At 69.3% G+C, this 16,755-nt stretch carries 15 protein-coding genes; 5 read left to right on the top strand and 10 right to left on the bottom strand.

Annotated elements, in window-relative coordinates; genetic code table 11:
• The first annotated feature begins 15 nt into the window (after positions 1 to 15).
• Together HCN51_RS22790 and HCN51_RS22785 are read left to right on the top strand one after the other, a co-directional pair.
• Entirely contained in the window at positions 16 to 678 is a 663-nt protein-coding gene (locus HCN51_RS22790; protein ID WP_168011491.1) for an alpha/beta fold hydrolase, read from the top strand.
• A 430-nt stretch (positions 679 to 1,108) separates the two neighbouring features.
• Positions 1,109 to 1,885 (top strand): MerR family transcriptional regulator, encoded by a 777-nt coding sequence (locus HCN51_RS22785; protein ID WP_168011490.1) that lies wholly within the window; start codon positions 1,109 to 1,111, stop codon positions 1,883 to 1,885.
• A 442-nt stretch (positions 1,886 to 2,327) separates the two neighbouring features.
• On the opposite strand, the gene HCN51_RS22780 is transcribed toward HCN51_RS22785, so the two are convergent.
• The 6 genes from HCN51_RS22780 to HCN51_RS22755 all read right to left on the bottom strand — a co-directional run bounded on the left by HCN51_RS22780 (position 2,328) and on the right by HCN51_RS22755 (position 9,941).
• Positions 2,328 to 2,858: a GTP-binding protein gene (locus HCN51_RS22780; protein WP_230465528.1), complete on the bottom strand. Its 531-nt coding sequence runs from the start codon at positions 2,856 to 2,858 to the stop codon at positions 2,328 to 2,330.
• A gap of 28 nt (positions 2,859 to 2,886) precedes the next feature.
• Positions 2,887 to 3,294 carry a DUF742 domain-containing protein gene (locus HCN51_RS22775; protein ID WP_225272260.1) on the bottom strand — a complete coding sequence of 136 codons (408 nt, stop codon included), beginning with the start codon at positions 3,292 to 3,294 and terminating at the stop codon, positions 2,887 to 2,889.
• Positions 3,295 to 3,315: 21 nt separating this feature from the next.
• Positions 3,316 to 3,738 carry a roadblock/LC7 domain-containing protein gene (locus HCN51_RS22770; protein ID WP_020546551.1) on the bottom strand — a complete coding sequence of 141 codons (423 nt, stop codon included), beginning with the start codon at positions 3,736 to 3,738 and terminating at the stop codon, positions 3,316 to 3,318.
• On the bottom strand, positions 3,735 to 7,052 hold the full coding sequence (locus HCN51_RS22765; protein ID WP_168011489.1) for a nitrate- and nitrite sensing domain-containing protein: 3,318 nt from the start codon (positions 7,050 to 7,052) through the stop codon (positions 3,735 to 3,737). The genes HCN51_RS22770 and HCN51_RS22765 overlap by 4 nt, the downstream gene beginning before the upstream one ends.
• A gap of 176 nt (positions 7,053 to 7,228) precedes the next feature.
• Positions 7,229 to 8,626: an aminobutyraldehyde dehydrogenase gene (locus HCN51_RS22760; RefSeq protein ID WP_168011488.1), complete on the bottom strand. Its 1,398-nt coding sequence runs from the start codon at positions 8,624 to 8,626 to the stop codon at positions 7,229 to 7,231.
• Positions 8,627 to 8,669: 43 nt separating this feature from the next.
• Complete coding sequence (locus HCN51_RS22755) at positions 8,670 to 9,941, bottom strand: glycosyltransferase (protein WP_168011487.1); 1,272 nt, start codon at positions 9,939 to 9,941, stop codon at positions 8,670 to 8,672.
• A 125-nt stretch (positions 9,942 to 10,066) separates the two neighbouring features.
• On the opposite strand from HCN51_RS22755, the gene HCN51_RS22750 reads away from it, so the two are divergent.
• Positions 10,067 to 10,672, top strand: a complete 606-nt coding sequence (locus HCN51_RS22750; protein ID WP_168011486.1) for a TetR/AcrR family transcriptional regulator — start codon at positions 10,067 to 10,069, stop codon at positions 10,670 to 10,672.
• Here HCN51_RS22750 and HCN51_RS22745 read toward each other — a convergent pair.
• From HCN51_RS22745 to HCN51_RS22730, 4 genes are read right to left on the bottom strand one after another with little or no spacing between them, the layout of a single operon-like run.
• Positions 10,666 to 11,715, bottom strand: coding sequence for a polyamine ABC transporter ATP-binding protein (locus tag HCN51_RS22745; RefSeq protein ID WP_168011485.1), 1,050 nt, complete (start codon positions 11,713 to 11,715; stop codon positions 10,666 to 10,668). The genes HCN51_RS22750 and HCN51_RS22745 overlap by 7 nt on opposite strands.
• Positions 11,702 to 12,481 carry an ABC transporter permease gene (locus HCN51_RS22740; RefSeq protein ID WP_080042378.1) on the bottom strand — a complete coding sequence of 260 codons (780 nt, stop codon included), beginning with the start codon at positions 12,479 to 12,481 and terminating at the stop codon, positions 11,702 to 11,704. Before HCN51_RS22740 ends, HCN51_RS22745 begins: the two co-directional genes overlap by 14 nt.
• Complete coding sequence (locus HCN51_RS22735; protein WP_346433753.1) at positions 12,474 to 13,313, bottom strand: ABC transporter permease; 840 nt, start codon at positions 13,311 to 13,313, stop codon at positions 12,474 to 12,476. The genes HCN51_RS22740 and HCN51_RS22735 overlap by 8 nt, the downstream gene beginning before the upstream one ends.
• Before the next feature lie 39 nt (positions 13,314 to 13,352).
• Positions 13,353 to 14,474: a polyamine ABC transporter substrate-binding protein gene (locus tag HCN51_RS22730; RefSeq protein ID WP_080042379.1), complete on the bottom strand. Its 1,122-nt coding sequence runs from the start codon at positions 14,472 to 14,474 to the stop codon at positions 13,353 to 13,355.
• Positions 14,475 to 14,994: 520 nt separating this feature from the next.
• Between HCN51_RS22730 and HCN51_RS22725 the strand changes: the two genes are divergently transcribed.
• Positions 14,995 to 15,765, top strand: a complete 771-nt coding sequence (locus HCN51_RS22725) for a hypothetical protein (RefSeq protein WP_168011484.1) — start codon at positions 14,995 to 14,997, stop codon at positions 15,763 to 15,765.
• A complete protein-coding gene (locus HCN51_RS22720; RefSeq protein WP_168011483.1) occupies positions 15,762 to 16,721 on the top strand; it encodes an SIS domain-containing protein in 960 nt (319 codons plus the stop codon). Before HCN51_RS22725 ends, HCN51_RS22720 begins: the two co-directional genes overlap by 4 nt.
• Positions 16,722 to 16,755 lie beyond the last annotated feature (34 nt).

Below are 16,755 nucleotides of genomic sequence, written 5' to 3'. Positions count from 1 at the left end.
GCAGTCTCCATCATCATGACAACCTTCGCCCTCATCCACGGCGGCGGCGCAAGCGCCTTCGACTGGCACCTTGTCGAGAAGGAGCTGCGCGAGCGCGGGCATGACACGGTCGCGATGGATCTGCCCATGTCCGATCCCAAGGCCACTCTCTGGGACTATGCCGACGCGGTCGTCCAGGCAGCCGGCGGGCGCGGCCCGCTGGTGGTGGTCGCCCATTCCTGGAGCGGCTTCGTCGGCCCGCTCGTCTGCGCCCGCACCAACGTCTCGGCGCTCGTCCTCCTCACCGCCATGATCCCAACCCCGGGCGAGACACCGGCGGCCTGGTGGGAGCAGAGCGGCTGGCACTCGCCCGGCATCGAGGACGAGTACGAGCTCTACTTCCACGACGTCCCCCGCGATCTGGCCGACCGGGTGCTGACCCATGACCGCGCACTCAGGACGGACCTGGACATGGACCTGGCCTGTTCCGAGCCCTGGCCCCTGACCGCCTGGCCGGACGTCCCCACCAGGTACCTGCTCTGCCGCGACGACCGCCTCTTCACACCCGAGTTCGTACGGCAACACGCGAAGGAACGCCTCGGCCTCATCCCCGACGAGATGCCCGGAGGACACATGGCGATGTTGTCCCGACCAGGCGAGCTGGCCGACCACCTGCTACGGGCCCTCCCCACCGGCTGACACTGAGGACGGCCCGGGCGAGCAGACCGACCAGCCAGCACGGGCCCTCCCCACCAGCCGGCCGCGCCAATTACCGCCACTGCCCGCACCAATTTCCCACCGGCCCCCATCAATGACCGGCTGGCCTGCGCCGTTCAAGGCCACGAGCACGGCGCACCATCCCCGCAGCGGCGCCATCCTCGTAGCAGCGCCATCCTCGTAGCAGCGCCATCCTCGTAGCAGCGCCATCCTCGTAGCAGCGACAAAAGCGATGAGAAGCGACAAATGCGCGCTACCCTCACCCCTGTGATCGCCCGACACCCGCACCCTGAGATGAGCACGAAGGCTGGCGGCGGCCCGAGCCCGCTCCCGTGCACGTCCGCCTGCGCCCTGATCAACGCGGTAGTGCGCGAGACCGTGCCTACCCACGATCCGGAGGTGCACTGAGCCGATGGCGGACGGGCTCACGATCGGCCAGGCGGCGGCGTTCGTCGGCGTCACGATCAAGACGGTGCGGCACTATCACCGGCTCGGCCTGGTCAAGGAGCCGGAACGGGACAGCTCCGGCTACCGGCGTTACCGCTCGGCCGACCTGCTCCGCCTGGTTCAGGCCCGCACCCTGGCGGGGGCGGGCGTGCCGCTGGCGGAGATCGGCGACCTGCTCGACGCCGACCCCGAGCGGTTCGCCGCCACGTTGGACGAGGTCCACCGCCGCCTCACCGAGCAGATCGAGGACCTGATGGCCCGCCGCGACACCCTCGACCGGCTCGCCCACGGCGACCGCGCCCTGCTCCCCGACCGTGCCTGCGCCGTCCTGGACCGCCTGGCCGATCTCGGCTTCAGCCCCGACTACGTGGCCACCCAACGCGAGGCGATGGTCCTGGCCAGAGCGCTCATCCCCGCGATCTTCGACAGCTTCCTGACCCAGCTCGAGCATTCACTGGACGATTCCGAGCTCATCGAGCTGACCAAGCGCGGCATCGAAGCACGATCCTGGAACCCCGACGACCCGAGGATCGAGGAGCTGGCGTCGGCGCTGGCGGACAAGCTGCTGTCCAACCGGGCAGCGCTGAAGATGCCCACCACCCCTGGGAACCGGTCGGACACCGCCGCCCGGTACGGCCTGGTCAATCACCATGGGGAGGAGCAGGAGCCGTCCATCGCCCGGCTGAACGCGCTGGTCGAGGCACGCCTGCGTGCGGCCGGCATCACCATCCCGTACCAGTGACGTCCCCGCCCGGCACGCTCGCCATCTCTCCGGGCTGGACAGCCGCTATCTCTCCGGGCTGGACAGCCAGCCGGCAGCCTGAGTAGTCGCGGCATCCCGGCCAGCGCCGACTCCCGTCCGGGGTGCCCATTCCTGTTCCCCACGGGGCAAGATCGTCCCTGGGAGGCCGTCCCTGCTAGGACGGCGTCTCAGCCATGCGGCTTCCCTGGGCGACAACTTTGCCAATGCCTCGACGGCAGGGTGGGCAGAAGACGGCCGACCACCTACACGGGCAAAGGGTGGTCACGATGGCGCCGTCAGGCGCGGGGGGTTGCGCCGCAAGGCGCCAGGCAAGGCGCCCGAGCGGAGCGAGGTCCGATCGGAGCGGGCATTCACCGGCAACCGCCCCATCGGGCAACGGGTGGGTGCCGCCTGTGTGGGAGGCGGCACCCGCGGGGACGGCCTAGACCGGGGTGTGCATGTGGCGGGTCAAGGCGTGTTCCACCAGCGTGATCAGGGTGGACTTGACTGATTCGCGTTGGCGGGCGTCGAGGCGGACGATCGGGATGTGGTCGCCGATCGACAGCGCCTCCCTGATCTCCTCCTCCGCGTGGGCGAAGTGGCCGTCCCAGCCGTTGATGCCGATGACGAACGGCAGCTTCGCCTCTTCGAAGTAGTCGATGGCGGGGAAGCTGTCGGCCAGGCGGCGGGTGTCGACGAGGACGACCGCGCCGATGGCGCCGCGGACGAGGTCGTCCCACATGAACCAGAAGCGGTGCTGTCCGGGGGTGCCGAACAGGTACAGGATCAGGTCACGGTCGAGCGAGACCCGGCCGAAGTCCATGGCCACGGTCGTGGTCGTCTTGTTCGGGGTGAGGGAGACGTCGTCGACGTGCGCCGAGGCGTCCGTCATGACCGCTTCGGTGGTGAGCGGCAGGATCTCCGAGACCGCTCCCACGAACGTCGTCTTGCCCACGCCGAAGCCCCCGGCCACGACGATCTTCGTCGAGGTTAGGCCGGGGCTAGAGCCTGCGAAGTCCACTGAGAACCCTTTCGAGCAAGTTGAGGTCCGGCTTTCCCGCGTCCAGCGCAGGCTGGTGCACGCGGATCAGGCCCTCCGACGCCATGTCGGCGATGAGCACCCGGACCACACCCAGAGGCTGGCGTAAAAGGGCGGAGATCTCGGCGACCGACCGGACGTTCCGGGTCAGGTTAATGATCGCCTGATACTCCGGACTTAGTAGGGAAATGTCTTGGTATTCCGACGTCACGGAGGACACGAGTGCCTCCATGGCGAACTTCATCCGCGGAGCGGTGCGCCCCCCGGTCACGGCATAGGGCCGTACCAGGGAACTCGGCTTCTGCGGACGGGGAGCCGCCGGATGCGGCGGAGTGCTATCACCAGCCCAACCCTGCTGACCTGACACCATTCTTCTCCTGTCACCGCCCCGCTATCGGGGGCGGGCCGCTTGCAGCTCAGCGCGTACGGCCGGAGTCAGTACCTGACCCGCCCGCTCGACCAGCAAGGTCATCTGGTACGCGACCAGACCCATGTCACAGTCGGGAGCAGCCAGGACCGCCAAGCAGGATCCATCACTGATCGACATGATCATCAAGAGCCCACGCTGCATTTCGATAACGGTCTGCGTCACCATACCGCCCTCGAAGACCCGCGCAGCGCCCTGGGTCAGGCTGATGACGCCGGACGCGACCGCGGCGAGCTGGTCGGCCCGGTCTTTGGGGAAGCCCTCGGAATAGGCCAGCGGCAACCCGTCGGACGACACCACGACCGTGTGGGCGACGCCCGGCACGTTGTTCACGAAGTCCGTGATCAACCAGCTTATGCCGCGCGCTCCCTGGCTCATTTCTCTCATTTGTCCTCCTGCTGATTCTCTTCACCGCGCGTGAACGCCCGGCCTTGCCGGACGCCCTGCTGGAAGCTGGAGAGCCGGCTGCGCAGCCGCTCGGGTGAGATCTGCGGCGCCGGTGACGTGGGCTGAGGCTCGGCGAGGCTGGCCGTGCCGGGCACCAGGTTCGCCTTGGGGACCCGGCGGGGCAGGCCCGACGGCGTGGTGCCGGCCTGCTGCGGCTGCGCGGCCGCCTGCGCGGCCTGGAAGCCGGAGTCCGCGGGCGACGACCAGGAGGGGGCGCTGACGCCCGACTGCCCGGGCTTGCGCTGCGGGAGCGCCGGCTTGCCGCTCGCGGAGGACGCGGCGGACGCGGCCGGTGGCTGCTGCGGCTCGCCGGGCACCGCCGGGTGCACGGCGGTGATCTCGTGCTCGCCCTCGGGCTCGTGGCGCTGCTGCAGGACCTCGGGATCCGGACGGCGGAACCAGTCGGACCCGACCGACGAGAAGATCGGCAGGAACTCCTCGCTCTGTTCCTCCAGCGGCGAGTTGCGCACCACGGGGAGCGGGCCGGTCATGTCCTGGGAGGAGTACTCGCCGGGGCCGAACGGGTTGTAGCCGGAGTGACCGTTCTGCTCGAACTGGTCGGCGGGCTTGGGCTCGTCGGCGAACGGGGAGCGGTAGGTGTCGCCGAACTGCGGCCGCTGCCGCTCTTCCGCGTCGAACAGGGACCTGCGGGGCAGCGGGTCGGCGAAGGACGTCCAGCGCTGGTCGTCCTGCTGCGGCTGCGGCGGGGGCGGCTCGGTGGCGAAGGACGGCCAGCGCGGCTCGTCGTCCTGCTGCATGGGCGGCGGCTGCTCGGCGAACGACGGCCACCGGTTCTCGGCGAACGGCGAGGGCTGCTCCGCAGGGGGCGCGGGCGGCTCCTCGGCGAAGGAGGACCAGCGCGGCTCGCCGAAGGCGGCGGGCTGCTGCGGGACGGCGGGCGGCTCCTCGGCGAACGACGGCCAGCGCGGCTCGTCGGCCTTCGGCTGCTGCTGATCGCCGAAGGGATCGCCGAAGCCCGGCCGGTCACCGAAGGAGTCGCCGAAGCCGGACCCCGACGCGGGCGCCGGCTGGTCGCCGAACACCGACGGCTGGTCGCCGAACGCGGACGGCTGCGGGTCGGGGGTGGCGGGCTGCTCGCCGAACGAGGGCCAGTTGCCCGTGCCGGGCGCCGGCACCGAGCCGGGCCACTGGGTGTCGACGATGTGGCCGGGCATGTCGTCGAACGACGGGTGCGAGCCGTTGCGCGAGGGCGGCTGCTGCTGGAACATGCTCGGGTCGAACGAGGTGAACGCTTCGTACTGGCCGCCCTGCTGCGGCAGCCCCTGCCCGTTGCTGATGAGCATGTCGGGCATGAACACCAGGGCGCTGAGGCCGCCGGTCTCGCGCATGCTGAGCTGGACGCGGATGCCGTGGCGCAGGGCCAGGCGGCCGACCACGAACAGGCCCATGCGCCGGGAGACGGACACGTCGACGACGGGCGGGTTGGCCAGGCGCCAGTTGGCCTCGGCCAGCTCCTCCTGGCTCATGCCGATGCCGAGGTCGTTGATCGTGACCAGGACGCCGCCCTCGGCGGGGGTGCTGGTGACGGTGACCTTGCTCTCGCGCGGGGAGAAGGAGATGGCGTTCTCGATCAGCTCGGCGAGCAGGTGGACGGCGTCGGTGACGGCGGGGCCGACGATGAGGGTGCCGGACGGGATCTGGATCTGGACCCGCTCGTAGTTCTCGACCTCCGACAGCGAGGCGCGGGCGATGTCGACCAGCGGCACCGGCTCGCTCCACTTGCGCGCGGCCTCCTGGCCGGCGAGGACCAGGAGGTTCTCGCTGTTGCGGCGCATGCGGGTGGCCAGGTGGTCGAGGCGGAAGAGGTTCGCGAGCCGCTGCTCGTCCTCCTCGCCCTGCTCCAGACCTTCGATGAGCTGGAGCTGCCGTTCGACCAGCGTCTGGCTGCGGCGGGAGAGGTTGACGAACATCGAGTTGACGTTGGCGCGCAGCTTGGCCTCGTCGCCGGCCAGCCGGATCGCCTCGCGGTGGACCTCGTCGAAGGCCCGGGCCACTTCCCCGATCTCGTCGCGGGTGTTGATGCCGATGGACGGCACTTCGGGCACCTGGGCGCCTTCGCCGGACTCGCGCAGGATGCGGACGGTGTCGGGCAGGCGGCTGGTGGCGACCTGGAGCGCTTCGGCGCGCAGCCGGCGCAGCGGCCGGACCAGCGAGCCGGCCACGCGGGTGGTGATGACCAGGACGAGGAGCAGCAGGACGAGGATGAGCGCGCCGGAGATGATGGCGTCGCGCTGCTCGGTGTTGCTCAGGTCGGTGGCGGTGGTCACGATCTTGCCGGCGAGGTTGCCCTCGACCTTGCGCATGGCGTTGACGGTCACCGTCGTGCTCTCGAACCAGTCGTTGAGGTCGCGGTTCGTGGTGACGTCGAGGTCGGTGATGCGGTTGCTCTGGCGGACCTGGGCCAGGGCGCGCTGGCGCATGGCGTCGGCGAGGTCGACCTGGAGGCCGCGGACGTTCTTGTGGTAGGCGTCGAGGTCGGCCTTGCTCGCCTCGGCCTCGAAGGAGGCCAGGTCGGCCTGCTGGGCGTTCCAGGAGCCGAGGAAGTCGGCCCAGTCGGCGCTGTCGACCCTGCGGTTGGGCTGCAGCAGCGTCACGATGAGGATGATCTGCTGCTTGGAGACCTCCTCCTTCATCCGCTGCAGCGAGCCGAGCGCGGCCACGTCGCCCTGGAGGACGTCGTCGTTGACGCCGTCGCCCAGGTCGGCCTGGATGCCGGAGAAGATCTCGATCATCGTGCTGTAGGTGCTGATCGAGGCCCGCGCGGGCACGTTGTCGACCATGGAGTCGCGCAGGCTGTCGAGGCCCTCCAGCCAGCGGCGGGTGTCGGCGACACCTTCGCGCACGCGCGCGGAGTGGGAGGCGTCGATGGCGTTGGCCGCGCTGAGCACGGCCTGCTTGGTCTTGTCGGTGGCCTGGCGCTGGGTCTTGAGCTGGACGAAGCGCCCGCCCCTGCGGCGGTCGGCGACGTACCACGCGGTGAGCGTGCGCTCCTTGGCGAGCTCGTGGTTGAGCGCGCCGATGCGCTGCACCAGCTCGGCCACCTGGGTGAGCCGGCGGTACTCGGCACTGGTGCCGATGGCGTCGGCCAGCTGGACGCCGGCGAGCAGCACGCCCACGACCGTGGGGATGAGGATCAGCGCGACCAGCCGGGAGCGCACACGCCAGTTGGCCAGCCGGAACCGTCCGCCTGTGTACTCCCCTGACCTCGTGTGCCTGGGGTCTTTCGTCCTCACTGAGTCTCGCAACCTCTCGCCGGTACGTGCTCGAAGAAAATCAGACACGCGTGGGGCGCATGGGATTCTGTCCGGCTGGGTAATTGGAACACAACCCGTACCAGATCGGCCAACCGAACATATCCCATCACGCGCACCCAAAGAGGCACTTTGGGTGCATATCGCCGTACGTGTTTTCAGGCCGGACGGAACGAGTCCCGCTCTACCGGAGCCGCGTGCTTGATCATCAGGTGTCGCGTCACTGAATACTCCTGCACTGCTTCCTGGCTCATGTCCTTGCCGAACCCGCTGCCCTTCACCCCGCCGTGCGGCGCCTCGCTGGCGATGGGCAGGTGATCATTGACCCAGGTCACACCCACATCGAGCCGATGCGAGACGCGCATCGCCCGCCCCACGTCACGTGACCACACCGACGAGGCCAGGCCATATCTAGTGTCGTTGGCCAGCCGGACCGCTTCGTCCTCCCCATCGAACGGGAGCGCTACCAGAACGGGTCCGAACAGCTCTCCCTGCACGATCTCGCTGGTCTGTGCGACATCGGTCACAAGGGTAGGCGGGTAGAAAAACCCGGGGCCCCCAATTGGGGAGCCGCCGTGCAGCACCCGCCCACCGGCCCGCTGCACGAACCCGTGCACCCGCTCCCGGTGCGCCGCGGAGATCAGCGGGCCGATGTCGGTGGCCGGGTCCCAGGGGTCGCCGACCGAGATTTCGGCAAGAGTTGCCCGAAGCGCCTCCACGGCTTCGCCGTAGATCTGCCGGGCGACGTAGACGCGGGTGGCCGCCGTGCAGTCCTGCCCGGTGTTGTACGTCGCCCCCATGGCCACGCCCCTGGCCATCTCCGCCAGGTCCGCGTCCTCGAACACCAGCGCCGGCGCTTTGCCGCCGAGCTCCAGGTGGACCCGCTTGAGCGTGGCCGCCGCGCCGCTCATCACGGCGCGGCCGGTCTCCGTCGAGCCGGTGACGCTGACCATGTCCACGCCGGGATCGGTGACCAGCGCCTGGCCGGCCTCGGCGTCACCGGTGATCGCCTGGACGAGGTGGTCGGGCGCGCCCGCCTTGGTGAACAGCTCGGCCAGGCGCAGCGTCGTGCGCGGCGTCTGCGGCGCCGGCTTGATCACCACGGCGTTGCCCGCGGCGACGGCCGGGCCGACCTTCCAGACGGCCATGACGAACGGGAAGTTCCACGGCGCGATCGACCCCACCACCCCGACGGGGCGGCGCTGCAGGACCGAGGTATAGCCGGGGCTGAACACCCCGGCGCCGGTGCCCTCCAGCGAGCGGGCCGCCCCGGCGAAGAAGCGCAGGTTGTCCACGGCGAACGGCAGCTCGCCGTCCCTGAACACCGCGGCCGGCTTGCCGGTCTCCTCCACTTCGAGCCTGGTCAGCTCCTCGGCGTCGGCCTCCACCAGGTCGGCCACGCGCAGCAGCAGCCGCTGGCGCTCGGCGGGCGTGGTCTGCGACCACTCCTCGAACGCGGCGCGGGCGGCCCGTACGGCCGACGCCACACCCTCCACCGGCGTATCCGGAATTTCGGCACACGGGAGGCCGGTGGCGGGGTTGATCAGTTCGCGCATCAGGAAGACTTCATCTCTCAGGGTCGTGCTCAGGACTGCGTGACTACTGGCCGAGCTGCTCGATCAGGTCGGCGGCCTTGCGCAGGCCGTCGCGGCGCCGGATCTCCTCGCCCGCGGCGGCCAGCCGCGCCCGCAGCTCGGTGTCGCCGAGCAGCTTCGCGACCGCCCCCTTCAGCTCCTCGTCGGTGAAGGTGTAGGTCGAGAGCCTGACACCATAGCCGAGTTCATCGACCCTCTGGGCGTTGTCGTACTGGTCCCAGAACAGCGGCAGCAGGATCATCGGCTTGCCGAAGTGCAGCGCCTCGGTGGTCGTGTTGTTGCCGCCATGGGTGATGACCAAGTCACACAATGGGATGATCTTAGTCTGCGGAAGGAACTCCGCGCCCCACATGTTGTCGGCCAGCTTGATCTCCTCGTGCAGCGGGCCCTTGGAGACGATGTACTGGTGCGGGGTCGTGGCCAGCACGTCGATCACCCGCTGCATCAGCTCCACGTCGGAGGAGCCGAGCGAGCCGAGCGAGAAGTAGATCAGGGCCTCGCCGTTGCGCTCGAAGGGCAGCGTGAAGTCCTCGTCGGTCTCGCGCACGGAGGAGTCGAGGCGGTGCCAGGTCGGGCCCAGGGGGCGCCGGTCGGTGTAGTCGAGGATCTCCGGGTAGACGTAGAGGTTCAGGTCGCCCTCGTGGATGAAGTCGAGGTCGGGCAGCGGCTCGGTGCCCTGCTCGACGCACCACGCGTTGAAGGCGGACCAGAGCTCGCGGTGGGTGCGGTCGTACTCGGCGCGGAAGGCGTCCCACTCGGAGCGGTCGTCGGCGGGCAGGCCGGAGAAGACCGGCGGGATGTTCTCGCCGCGCATCTCCAGCGGCTGGCAGGAGACGATGCGGACGAACTTCTTGCCCGCGGTGAGCAGCGCCGGGAAGGTGATCACGTTGTCCTCGATGATCACGTCGGGGTTCACGCGCTCGATGATGGCCTTGAGCTGCGGCTCGCAGTACTTGACTCCGTCGATCAAGCTCTCCCAGATGGGCTTGGTGACGGTCTCCTGCTGCTCCAGGGTGGACTTGCGGTACTCCGGCGCGGTCTCGCGGATGAAGTCCTTCCAGAACTGGCCGGGGTCCTGCTCCTGCTCCTCCTCGGCCGGCGGGGCCAGGTCGACCAGGTCCTCCTCGAAGCCGAGCGCTTCGAGCTTGCCCTTCCAGGACGCCTCGGCCGCGAAGACGACGCGGTGGCCGCGGCGGCGCAGGATGTCACCGATGCCGATGGAGTTGTTGGTGGGACCGTAGGCGCTTTCCGGCATGAACAGGAACGTGAGAGACATGGCGACTCCGGGGGAACTCGTCAATTTGAAGAGGAATTCAAAAACTGATCTAGCGGGAAGGTCAACTTAAGGGCACTATGGTCACGGCTAACTGAACAGCAGCCGAACGAGTGAAGGTGGTGAGGGTGGCTCAGCGCAAAAGCCGCGACGATCGGCGGCTCGACCTGATCGAGGCCGCACGCAGGGCCATCATCCGCCATGGCATCGACGGTGTACAGCTCTCGCACGTCGCCGAGGAGGCGGGCCTGACCTCGGGCGCCGTCCTCTACCACTACCCCGACCTCAGCGAGCTGCTCGTCGAGGCGCAGCACGCGGGCATGGAACGTTTCTACGAGCAGCGGCTGCGCCAGCTCGCCACGCTCACCGACCCCGTCGAGAAGCTGGTGGTCACCATCAGGTCGGGGCTGCCGACCGGGCCGCTCGACCCCGACGTGCGGCTGCTGAACGAGCTGGGCGGGGCCGCGGGCCGCAACCGCGTCTACGGCGTGCTGCTCACCTCTCTCTACGACCGGCAGGTGTCGATGTACCAGGCGATCCTCGACACCGGGGCCGCGCTGGGCGTGTTCAGGCTGAGCGCCGACTCGGTGACGATCGCCCGCAACCTGGTGGCCCTGGAGGACGCCTACGGCTACCGCATCACGGCCAGGCACCCCCTGATCGGGCCCGGCGAGGCGGCCGAGCTCATCCTGTCCTACGCCCGCGCGGCCACGGGCAACGACCTGAATCACTGACCGGCCGCCATGATCACGGCGTCCTCCGCGTCCCAGCGCACCTTGACCTTGGCGCCGGGACGCACGGAGGCGGCTCCCTGCACGGCCACGAGCACGGGCTTGGGGTGGCCGGGCACGTCCACGGAGATGTGCGAGACGCCGCCGTAGAAGCTGACGTCGAGCACCTCTCCGGCCAGGCCGCGGGTGGCGCTCGCGTCGGCCAGCTCGATCTTCTCGGGCCGCACCGCGAGCAGCGCGCCCGCGCCGGCCTCCAGCTCCTCCAGCGGGGTGCCGGCCAGCATGCCGAACTTCTCGCTCTTGATCCCGTCGAGGCCGCTGGCCTCCCCGCTGAAGAGGTTGTTGGCGCCGACGAAGTCGGCCACGAACGGCGAGCGCGGGCGCTCGTACAGCGAGATCGGCTCGTCCACCTGGCGCACGGTGCCGCGGTCGAAGACCGCGATGCGGTCGGCCAGCGACATGGCCTCCTCCTGGTCGTGCGTGACGACCACGAACGTGATGCCCACCTCGTGCTGCAGCCGCTTGAGCTCCAGCTGCATGTCGGCGCGGACCTTCTTGTCCAGGGCCGACAGCGGCTCGTCGAGCAGCAGCAACCGGGGCCGCTTGACGATGGAGCGGGCCAGCGCCACCCGCTGCCGCTGCCCGCCGGAGAGCTGGGCGGGCCGGCGCGCGGCGTGCGCGGACAGCCCGACCGTCTCCAGCACCTCGCCCACGCGCTGCTTGATCTCCTGGCGGGGCAGCTTCTCCCGCTCCAGCCCGTAGGCCACGTTCTTGGCCACGGTCATGTGCGGGAACAGGGCGTAGGACTGGAACATGAGGCTGATCGGCCGCCGGTTCGGCGGCCTGGACAGCAGGTCCTCGCCGTCGAGCGTGACCTTGCCCGCGTCGGGCGTCTCGAACCCGGCGATGATGCGCAGCAGCGTGGTCTTACCGCAGCCGGAGGGGCCGAGCAGGGCGAAGAACTCGCCCTGGCCGATCTCCAGCGAGACGTCGTCGAGCGCGGTGACGTCCCCGAACCTGCGGGAGATCCCGTCAATCTTGAGCACGCGTCTCCCCGATCTTGGTCAGGCGCTGCCCGGCGATCACGGCCGTGAAGCTCACGAGGAGCAGGATCGCGGCCAGCGCGTTGATCTTCGGGGTGACCCCGAATCGGATCATTGAGTAGATGACGATCGGCAGCGTCTGGTCGTTGTTGCCGATCGTGAAGAAGGCGATCACGAACTCGTCCAGCGACAGCGTGAACGCCAGCATCGCCCCCGCCACGATGCCCGGCATGAGCTGCGGCAGGGTGACCTTCATGAACGTCGTCACCGGCCCCGCCCCGAGGTCGCGCGACGCCTCCTCCAGCGAGGTGTCGGTGCCGGTCAGCCGGGTGCGCACGACGGCCGCGACGAACGCCATCGCGAACAGGCCGTGGGCCAGCACCACGGAGTACAGGCCGAGCGTGAGCTGGATCGTCCCGTAGAAGACCAGCAGCCCGATGGCGAGCACCAGGTCGGGCAGCACGGCGGGCATGAGCGCCAGCGCGTCCATGATCTTGGACTTGGTGTACCTGGCCAGGCCGACGGCCATCATCGTGCCGAGCACGGTGGCGATCACAGTGGAGCCGGTGGCCACGATGAGCGTGTTGACCAGGCCGTCCCTGATCCGCTCGTCCTCGGCCAGCACGCCGTACCACTTGAGGCTGAAGCCGTCGAAGCTGTAGGCGGACTCGCCGGAGTTGAACGACATGACGACGAGCACGACGATCGGCAGGTACAGGAAGACGAACGTGAGCCAGAACGGCACGTACAGCAGCTTCGGTCTACGCACGGCGCGCCGCCCAGGCCTGCACGATGAGCAGCACGACCAGCACCGCGATGAGCGCCAGCGACAGCGTGGCCCCGAACGGCCAGTCGCGCGCCGACAGGAACTGGTTCCTGATGAGGTTGCCGACCATGATCGACTTGTTGCCGCCCAGCATCTCGGGAATGACGAAGTTGCCGAAGCTCGGCACGAACACGAACAGGCTGCCGGTCAGCACGCCCGGCACCGTCAGCGGCAGCGTCACCTTGCGGAACGTGGTGAACCCCGACGCCCCGAGATTGGCCGACGCCTCGCGCAGCTGCGGGTCGAGCTTCTCGATCGCGGCGTACAGCGGCAGCACCATCAGCGGCAGGTACGAGTACAGCAGCCCCGCCACGATCGTGCCCTGGTTGTAGAGCAGCTCGTACGGCCCCAGCCCCACCTTCGCCAGCGCCGAGTTCACCAGCCCCGGCCCGCTGAGCAGGATCGTCCAGGCGTAGACCCGGATGATGAAGTTCGTCCAGAACGGCAGCACGATCGCCACCAGCGCCAGCGTCTTCCACTTCTTCGGGAGCTGCGCGATCAGGTACGCCGTCGGGTACCCGATGAGCAGCGCGACCAGCGTGGTGATCGCGGCGATCTTCAGCGAGTCGAGCAGCACGCTCAGGTAGAGCGGGTCGAACAGGCGCTCGAAGTTCTCGGTGGTGAACTCGTAGACGACACCGCCGAAGCGCCCCCGCTGGAAGACGGTGTAGCTGAACACCAGTGCCAGGGGCACCAGCATGAGCACGACCAGGTACGCGAGCCCTGGTGACAGGAAAACGAACGCGCCCAGCCAGCGTCCGCGGGGGCGGGACACTGGCTGGGTCTTGACCTCGGACTTCACAGCGGCAAGGGCTTAACTGGCCGTGACGTCCTGCTGGAGCCGGGTGTACTTGGTCGACGCCTGGCCCAGGTCGATGGCGGCCTCACCGTTGAGCAGCTCGGCCGGCGTGGTGCCGAGGAGCGAGCCCTTGGCGATCTTGACCTGCTCCATGGCGGCCTTGTTCGGCACCTTGTAGTTGATGTTCTCGGCGGCCCAGGAGTGGATCTCGGGGCTGAGGATGTAGTTGATCAGGGCGTGCGCGGCCTCCTTGTTCTTGGAGGACTTCATGATCACCATGGTGTCCACCCAGAGGTCGCTGCCCTCCTTCGGCACCGCGAACTTGATGTTGCCCTTCGGGTCGGTGGTGGGGCACCAGCCGTCCCACGCCTCGGCCATCACGGCCTCGCCCGACACCAGCCGGTCACCGAAGGTGGTGTCGTCGTAGCGCAGCAGGTGCGGCTTCTGCGCCATGAGCAGCTCCTTGGCCTTCTCGAGCTCCTCGTCCTTGTCGGTGTTGATCGAGTAGCCGAGCGACTTGAGCGCGGGCAGCGCGAGCCAGCGCTCGGTGGCCAGCATGGTGACCTTCTTGTCGGCCCAGGCCGGGGGCTTCAGCAGATCGTTCCAACTCTTCGGCTCGGACTTCACCAGGTCGCTGCGGTAGCAGATGCCCGTCGTGCCCCAGGTGTAGGGCACGGAGTACTTGTTGCCCTTGTCGTAGGAGAGCTGCGTGGCCTCGGGGTAGAGGTTGGCCAGGTTGGGGATCAGCTCGTGGTGGATCGGCTCCAGCAGGCCCTGCTCGTTGAGCGCCTGGGCGTACTGGCCGGAGACGAACGCCACGTCGATGCCGCTGTCACCGGGGGCGGTGAGCTTGGTCATCGCGACCTCGTTGGTGTCGTGCAGCTGGATCTGCACGTTCTTGATCTTGAGCTTCTCCATGGCCTTCTGGGGGAGCTCCTTGGGCGTGTAACCGTCCCAGACCGTGATTTGCAGGGACTGCTGCGACAGGTCCGCGTTGGGCTTGAGCTGGTCGGCCGCCGCCGGCGCCTGGTCAGCTGAGCTTGACGACGACCCACCCCCGCACGCCGCGACGGCAAGCGCGAGTCCGGCCGCCGCCGCGGCGGCCGGGAGACGACGGGTGAACCGGGTACGGGACACGGCCGCTACTCCTTCTGAAATTTGTGCTGTTTGAGGGGTCGCGCGACCTTACCGGACACAGCGGACCAGACCAGGAGTGTTGCAGCAGAAATCAACATGAGCAAGACTTTTGATGACATTGCTACCTGGAAGTTTGGTCCACGTGTTGAATTGGGATTCAATAAGTCGCCGCTTGATCTCTCTCGGTGAGAGGCCCCTCACCGCACGAGATCGAGGGCTCACCACCGCGCTCCTGGCGCGGTTGGCGGACGAGGTGCCGCCGCCCTTCGCCGTGCGACGCTTCCTCCCGCTGCCCACCTTCTCGCACGGTCCTGGAGATCTCCACACTGGGGCCCCAGGTGAACGGGATTTCGGATCGCACGTCGACCAGACGAACTACTCGGTCGTGGTCGGCGAACGCGTCGTGGTCAAGTGGCTCACGCCGCCGGTCCCCCTTCCGCATCCCACTCCTGACATCTTCGCGCACCTCGTTGATTCAGGATTCAACGACACAGCGCCTCCTTACGCCGCACTGACCGGAATGTTGCGGGGCCGCGAGCACCTGCTGGCACTGATCACCGGCTACCTGCCCGAGGCGCGGGACGGCTGGGAGTGGTGCGTGGACGAGGCGGTGGCCGGCTCGACCGCCTTCGCCGGCGAGCTCGGCCGCCTCACCGCCGACCTCCACCTCGCGCTGTCCACCTTCCCCCGCTCGCAGCAGGACGGTCCGGGCGACGCGGCGGGCAGGGCGGACGGGGCGCTGGCGGAGGCGCTGGAGCTGACCGGCGGCGACGACGGCGCCTGGCTGGCCTCCCAGGCGCGGGCCATGCGCCAGGAGCTGGCCCCCTTGCGGAACGGCATCGAGACCCCGCTGATCAGGATCCACGGCGACCTCCACGTGGGCCAGATCCTCCGGTGGCGCGACGGCTACGCCGTCATCGACTTCGACGGCAACCCCACCGTCGCCGGCGCCGACCTCCACCAGCCGGCCGCCCGGGACGTCGCCCAGCTCACCACGAGCCTCGACCACGTGGCCCAGGTGGCGATCAAGCGCAGGTCCATACCGCCGGACCACGCCACGGCCTGGGCGGGCAGGGCCCGACAGGCCCTCCTCACCGCGTACCGGGCCCGGCTGGCCGCGCGGCACCGGCCGGACCTGCTGGATGAGAGCCTGATCCGCCCGTTCGAGGTGGAGCAGGAGTGCCGGGAGCTGATCTACGCCGCCCGCCACCTCCCCCGCTGGCGTTACGCCCCCATGGGCGTCCTGCGCACCTGGTACGGGGCAGAAAAGCACAAGGAGAACATCGCGTGAATTCTGAGCTCTACCTCTCCGACCTGGAGTCCAAGCCGGAGCACCTGACCGCCCTGGCCGACTCCCTGCGCTCCGGGGACCCGTTCGGCGACCTGCCGGACGGCATCGACCGGGTGCTGTTCCTCGGCATGGGCAGCTCCCGCTACGCCGCCGGCGTCGCGGCGCTGCGCCTGCGCACGGCCGGCGTGAACGCGTACGCCGAGTACGCCTCCGCCGCCGCGAGCCTGCCCGGCACCGAGGGCACCCTGGTCGTGCCGATCTCGGCCACCGGCTCCAGCCGGGAGACCCTCGACGCGATCGCCCGGTACGCCGGCGGCCCCTCGTACGTGGCGGCGCTCACCAACCGGCCGGACTCCCCGCTGGCGCAGGCCGCCGACCTGGTGGTGGACCTGCGGGCGGGCGAGGAGCGCGGCGGCGTGGCGTGCCGGACGTTCCAGCACACCCTGGCCCTCCTCCTCGCCCTGGAGTCCAGGCTGACGGGCCGGGCGAGCGACCTGCCGGCCCTGCTCGACCGGGCCGCGAAGGCGTCGGCGGACCTGCTCGACCGCAGGGACGAGTGGCTGCCGCTGGCGCTGGAACTGCTCGACGGCCCGCACGGCGTCTACACGATCGCGCCCGCCGAGCGGCTGTCGTCGGCGGAGCAGTCGGCGCTGATGTTCCGCGAGGGCCCGCGCCGCCCGGCCGACGCGTGCGAGAGCGGCGACTGGTCGCACGTGGACGTCTACCTGACCAAGACGCTCGACTACCGGGCGCTGCTGTTTCCCGGCTCCCGCTACGACGAGCAGGCCATGGACTGGGTGCGGCAGCGCGGCTCCACCGTGATCACCGTGGGCCCCGAGGTCCGGGACGCGACGGCGGCGATCCGCTACGCCGGCGACGACGAGCCGGACGTCGCCCTGCTCACCGAGACGCTGGTCGCGGAGCTGGTGGCCGCCTACTGGTGGTCGGAACAGTGACCAGGCCGGGGCGGTGACCAGGCCGGGGCGGTGA

Source organism: Nonomuraea composti (assembly GCF_012034275.1).
Lineage (GTDB): Bacteria > Actinomycetota > Actinomycetes > Streptosporangiales > Streptosporangiaceae > Nonomuraea > Nonomuraea composti.
Note: the sequence above shows the minus strand (reverse complement) of the source record. Positions and strands in the feature narration are given on the sequence as shown.

Excerpts from the sequence above, each read along its gene's own strand:
- HCN51_RS22790 (WP_168011491.1), top strand. The coding sequence starts at position 16 with ATGACAACCTTCGCCCTCATCCACGGCGGCGGCGCAAGCGCCTTCGAC.
- HCN51_RS22785 (WP_168011490.1), top strand. The coding sequence starts at position 1,109 with ATGGCGGACGGGCTCACGATCGGCCAGGCGGCGGCGTTCGTCGGCGTC.
- HCN51_RS22775 (WP_225272260.1), bottom strand. The coding sequence starts at position 3,294 with ATGGTGTCAGGTCAGCAGGGTTGGGCTGGTGATAGCACTCCGCCGCAT.
- HCN51_RS22770 (WP_020546551.1), bottom strand. The coding sequence starts at position 3,738 with ATGAGAGAAATGAGCCAGGGAGCGCGCGGCATAAGCTGGTTGATCACG.
- HCN51_RS22760 (WP_168011488.1), bottom strand. The coding sequence starts at position 8,626 with ATGCGCGAACTGATCAACCCCGCCACCGGCCTCCCGTGTGCCGAAATT.
- HCN51_RS22755 (WP_168011487.1), bottom strand. The coding sequence starts at position 9,941 with ATGTCTCTCACGTTCCTGTTCATGCCGGAAAGCGCCTACGGTCCCACC.
- HCN51_RS22725 (WP_168011484.1), top strand. The coding sequence starts at position 14,995 with ATGTTGCGGGGCCGCGAGCACCTGCTGGCACTGATCACCGGCTACCTG.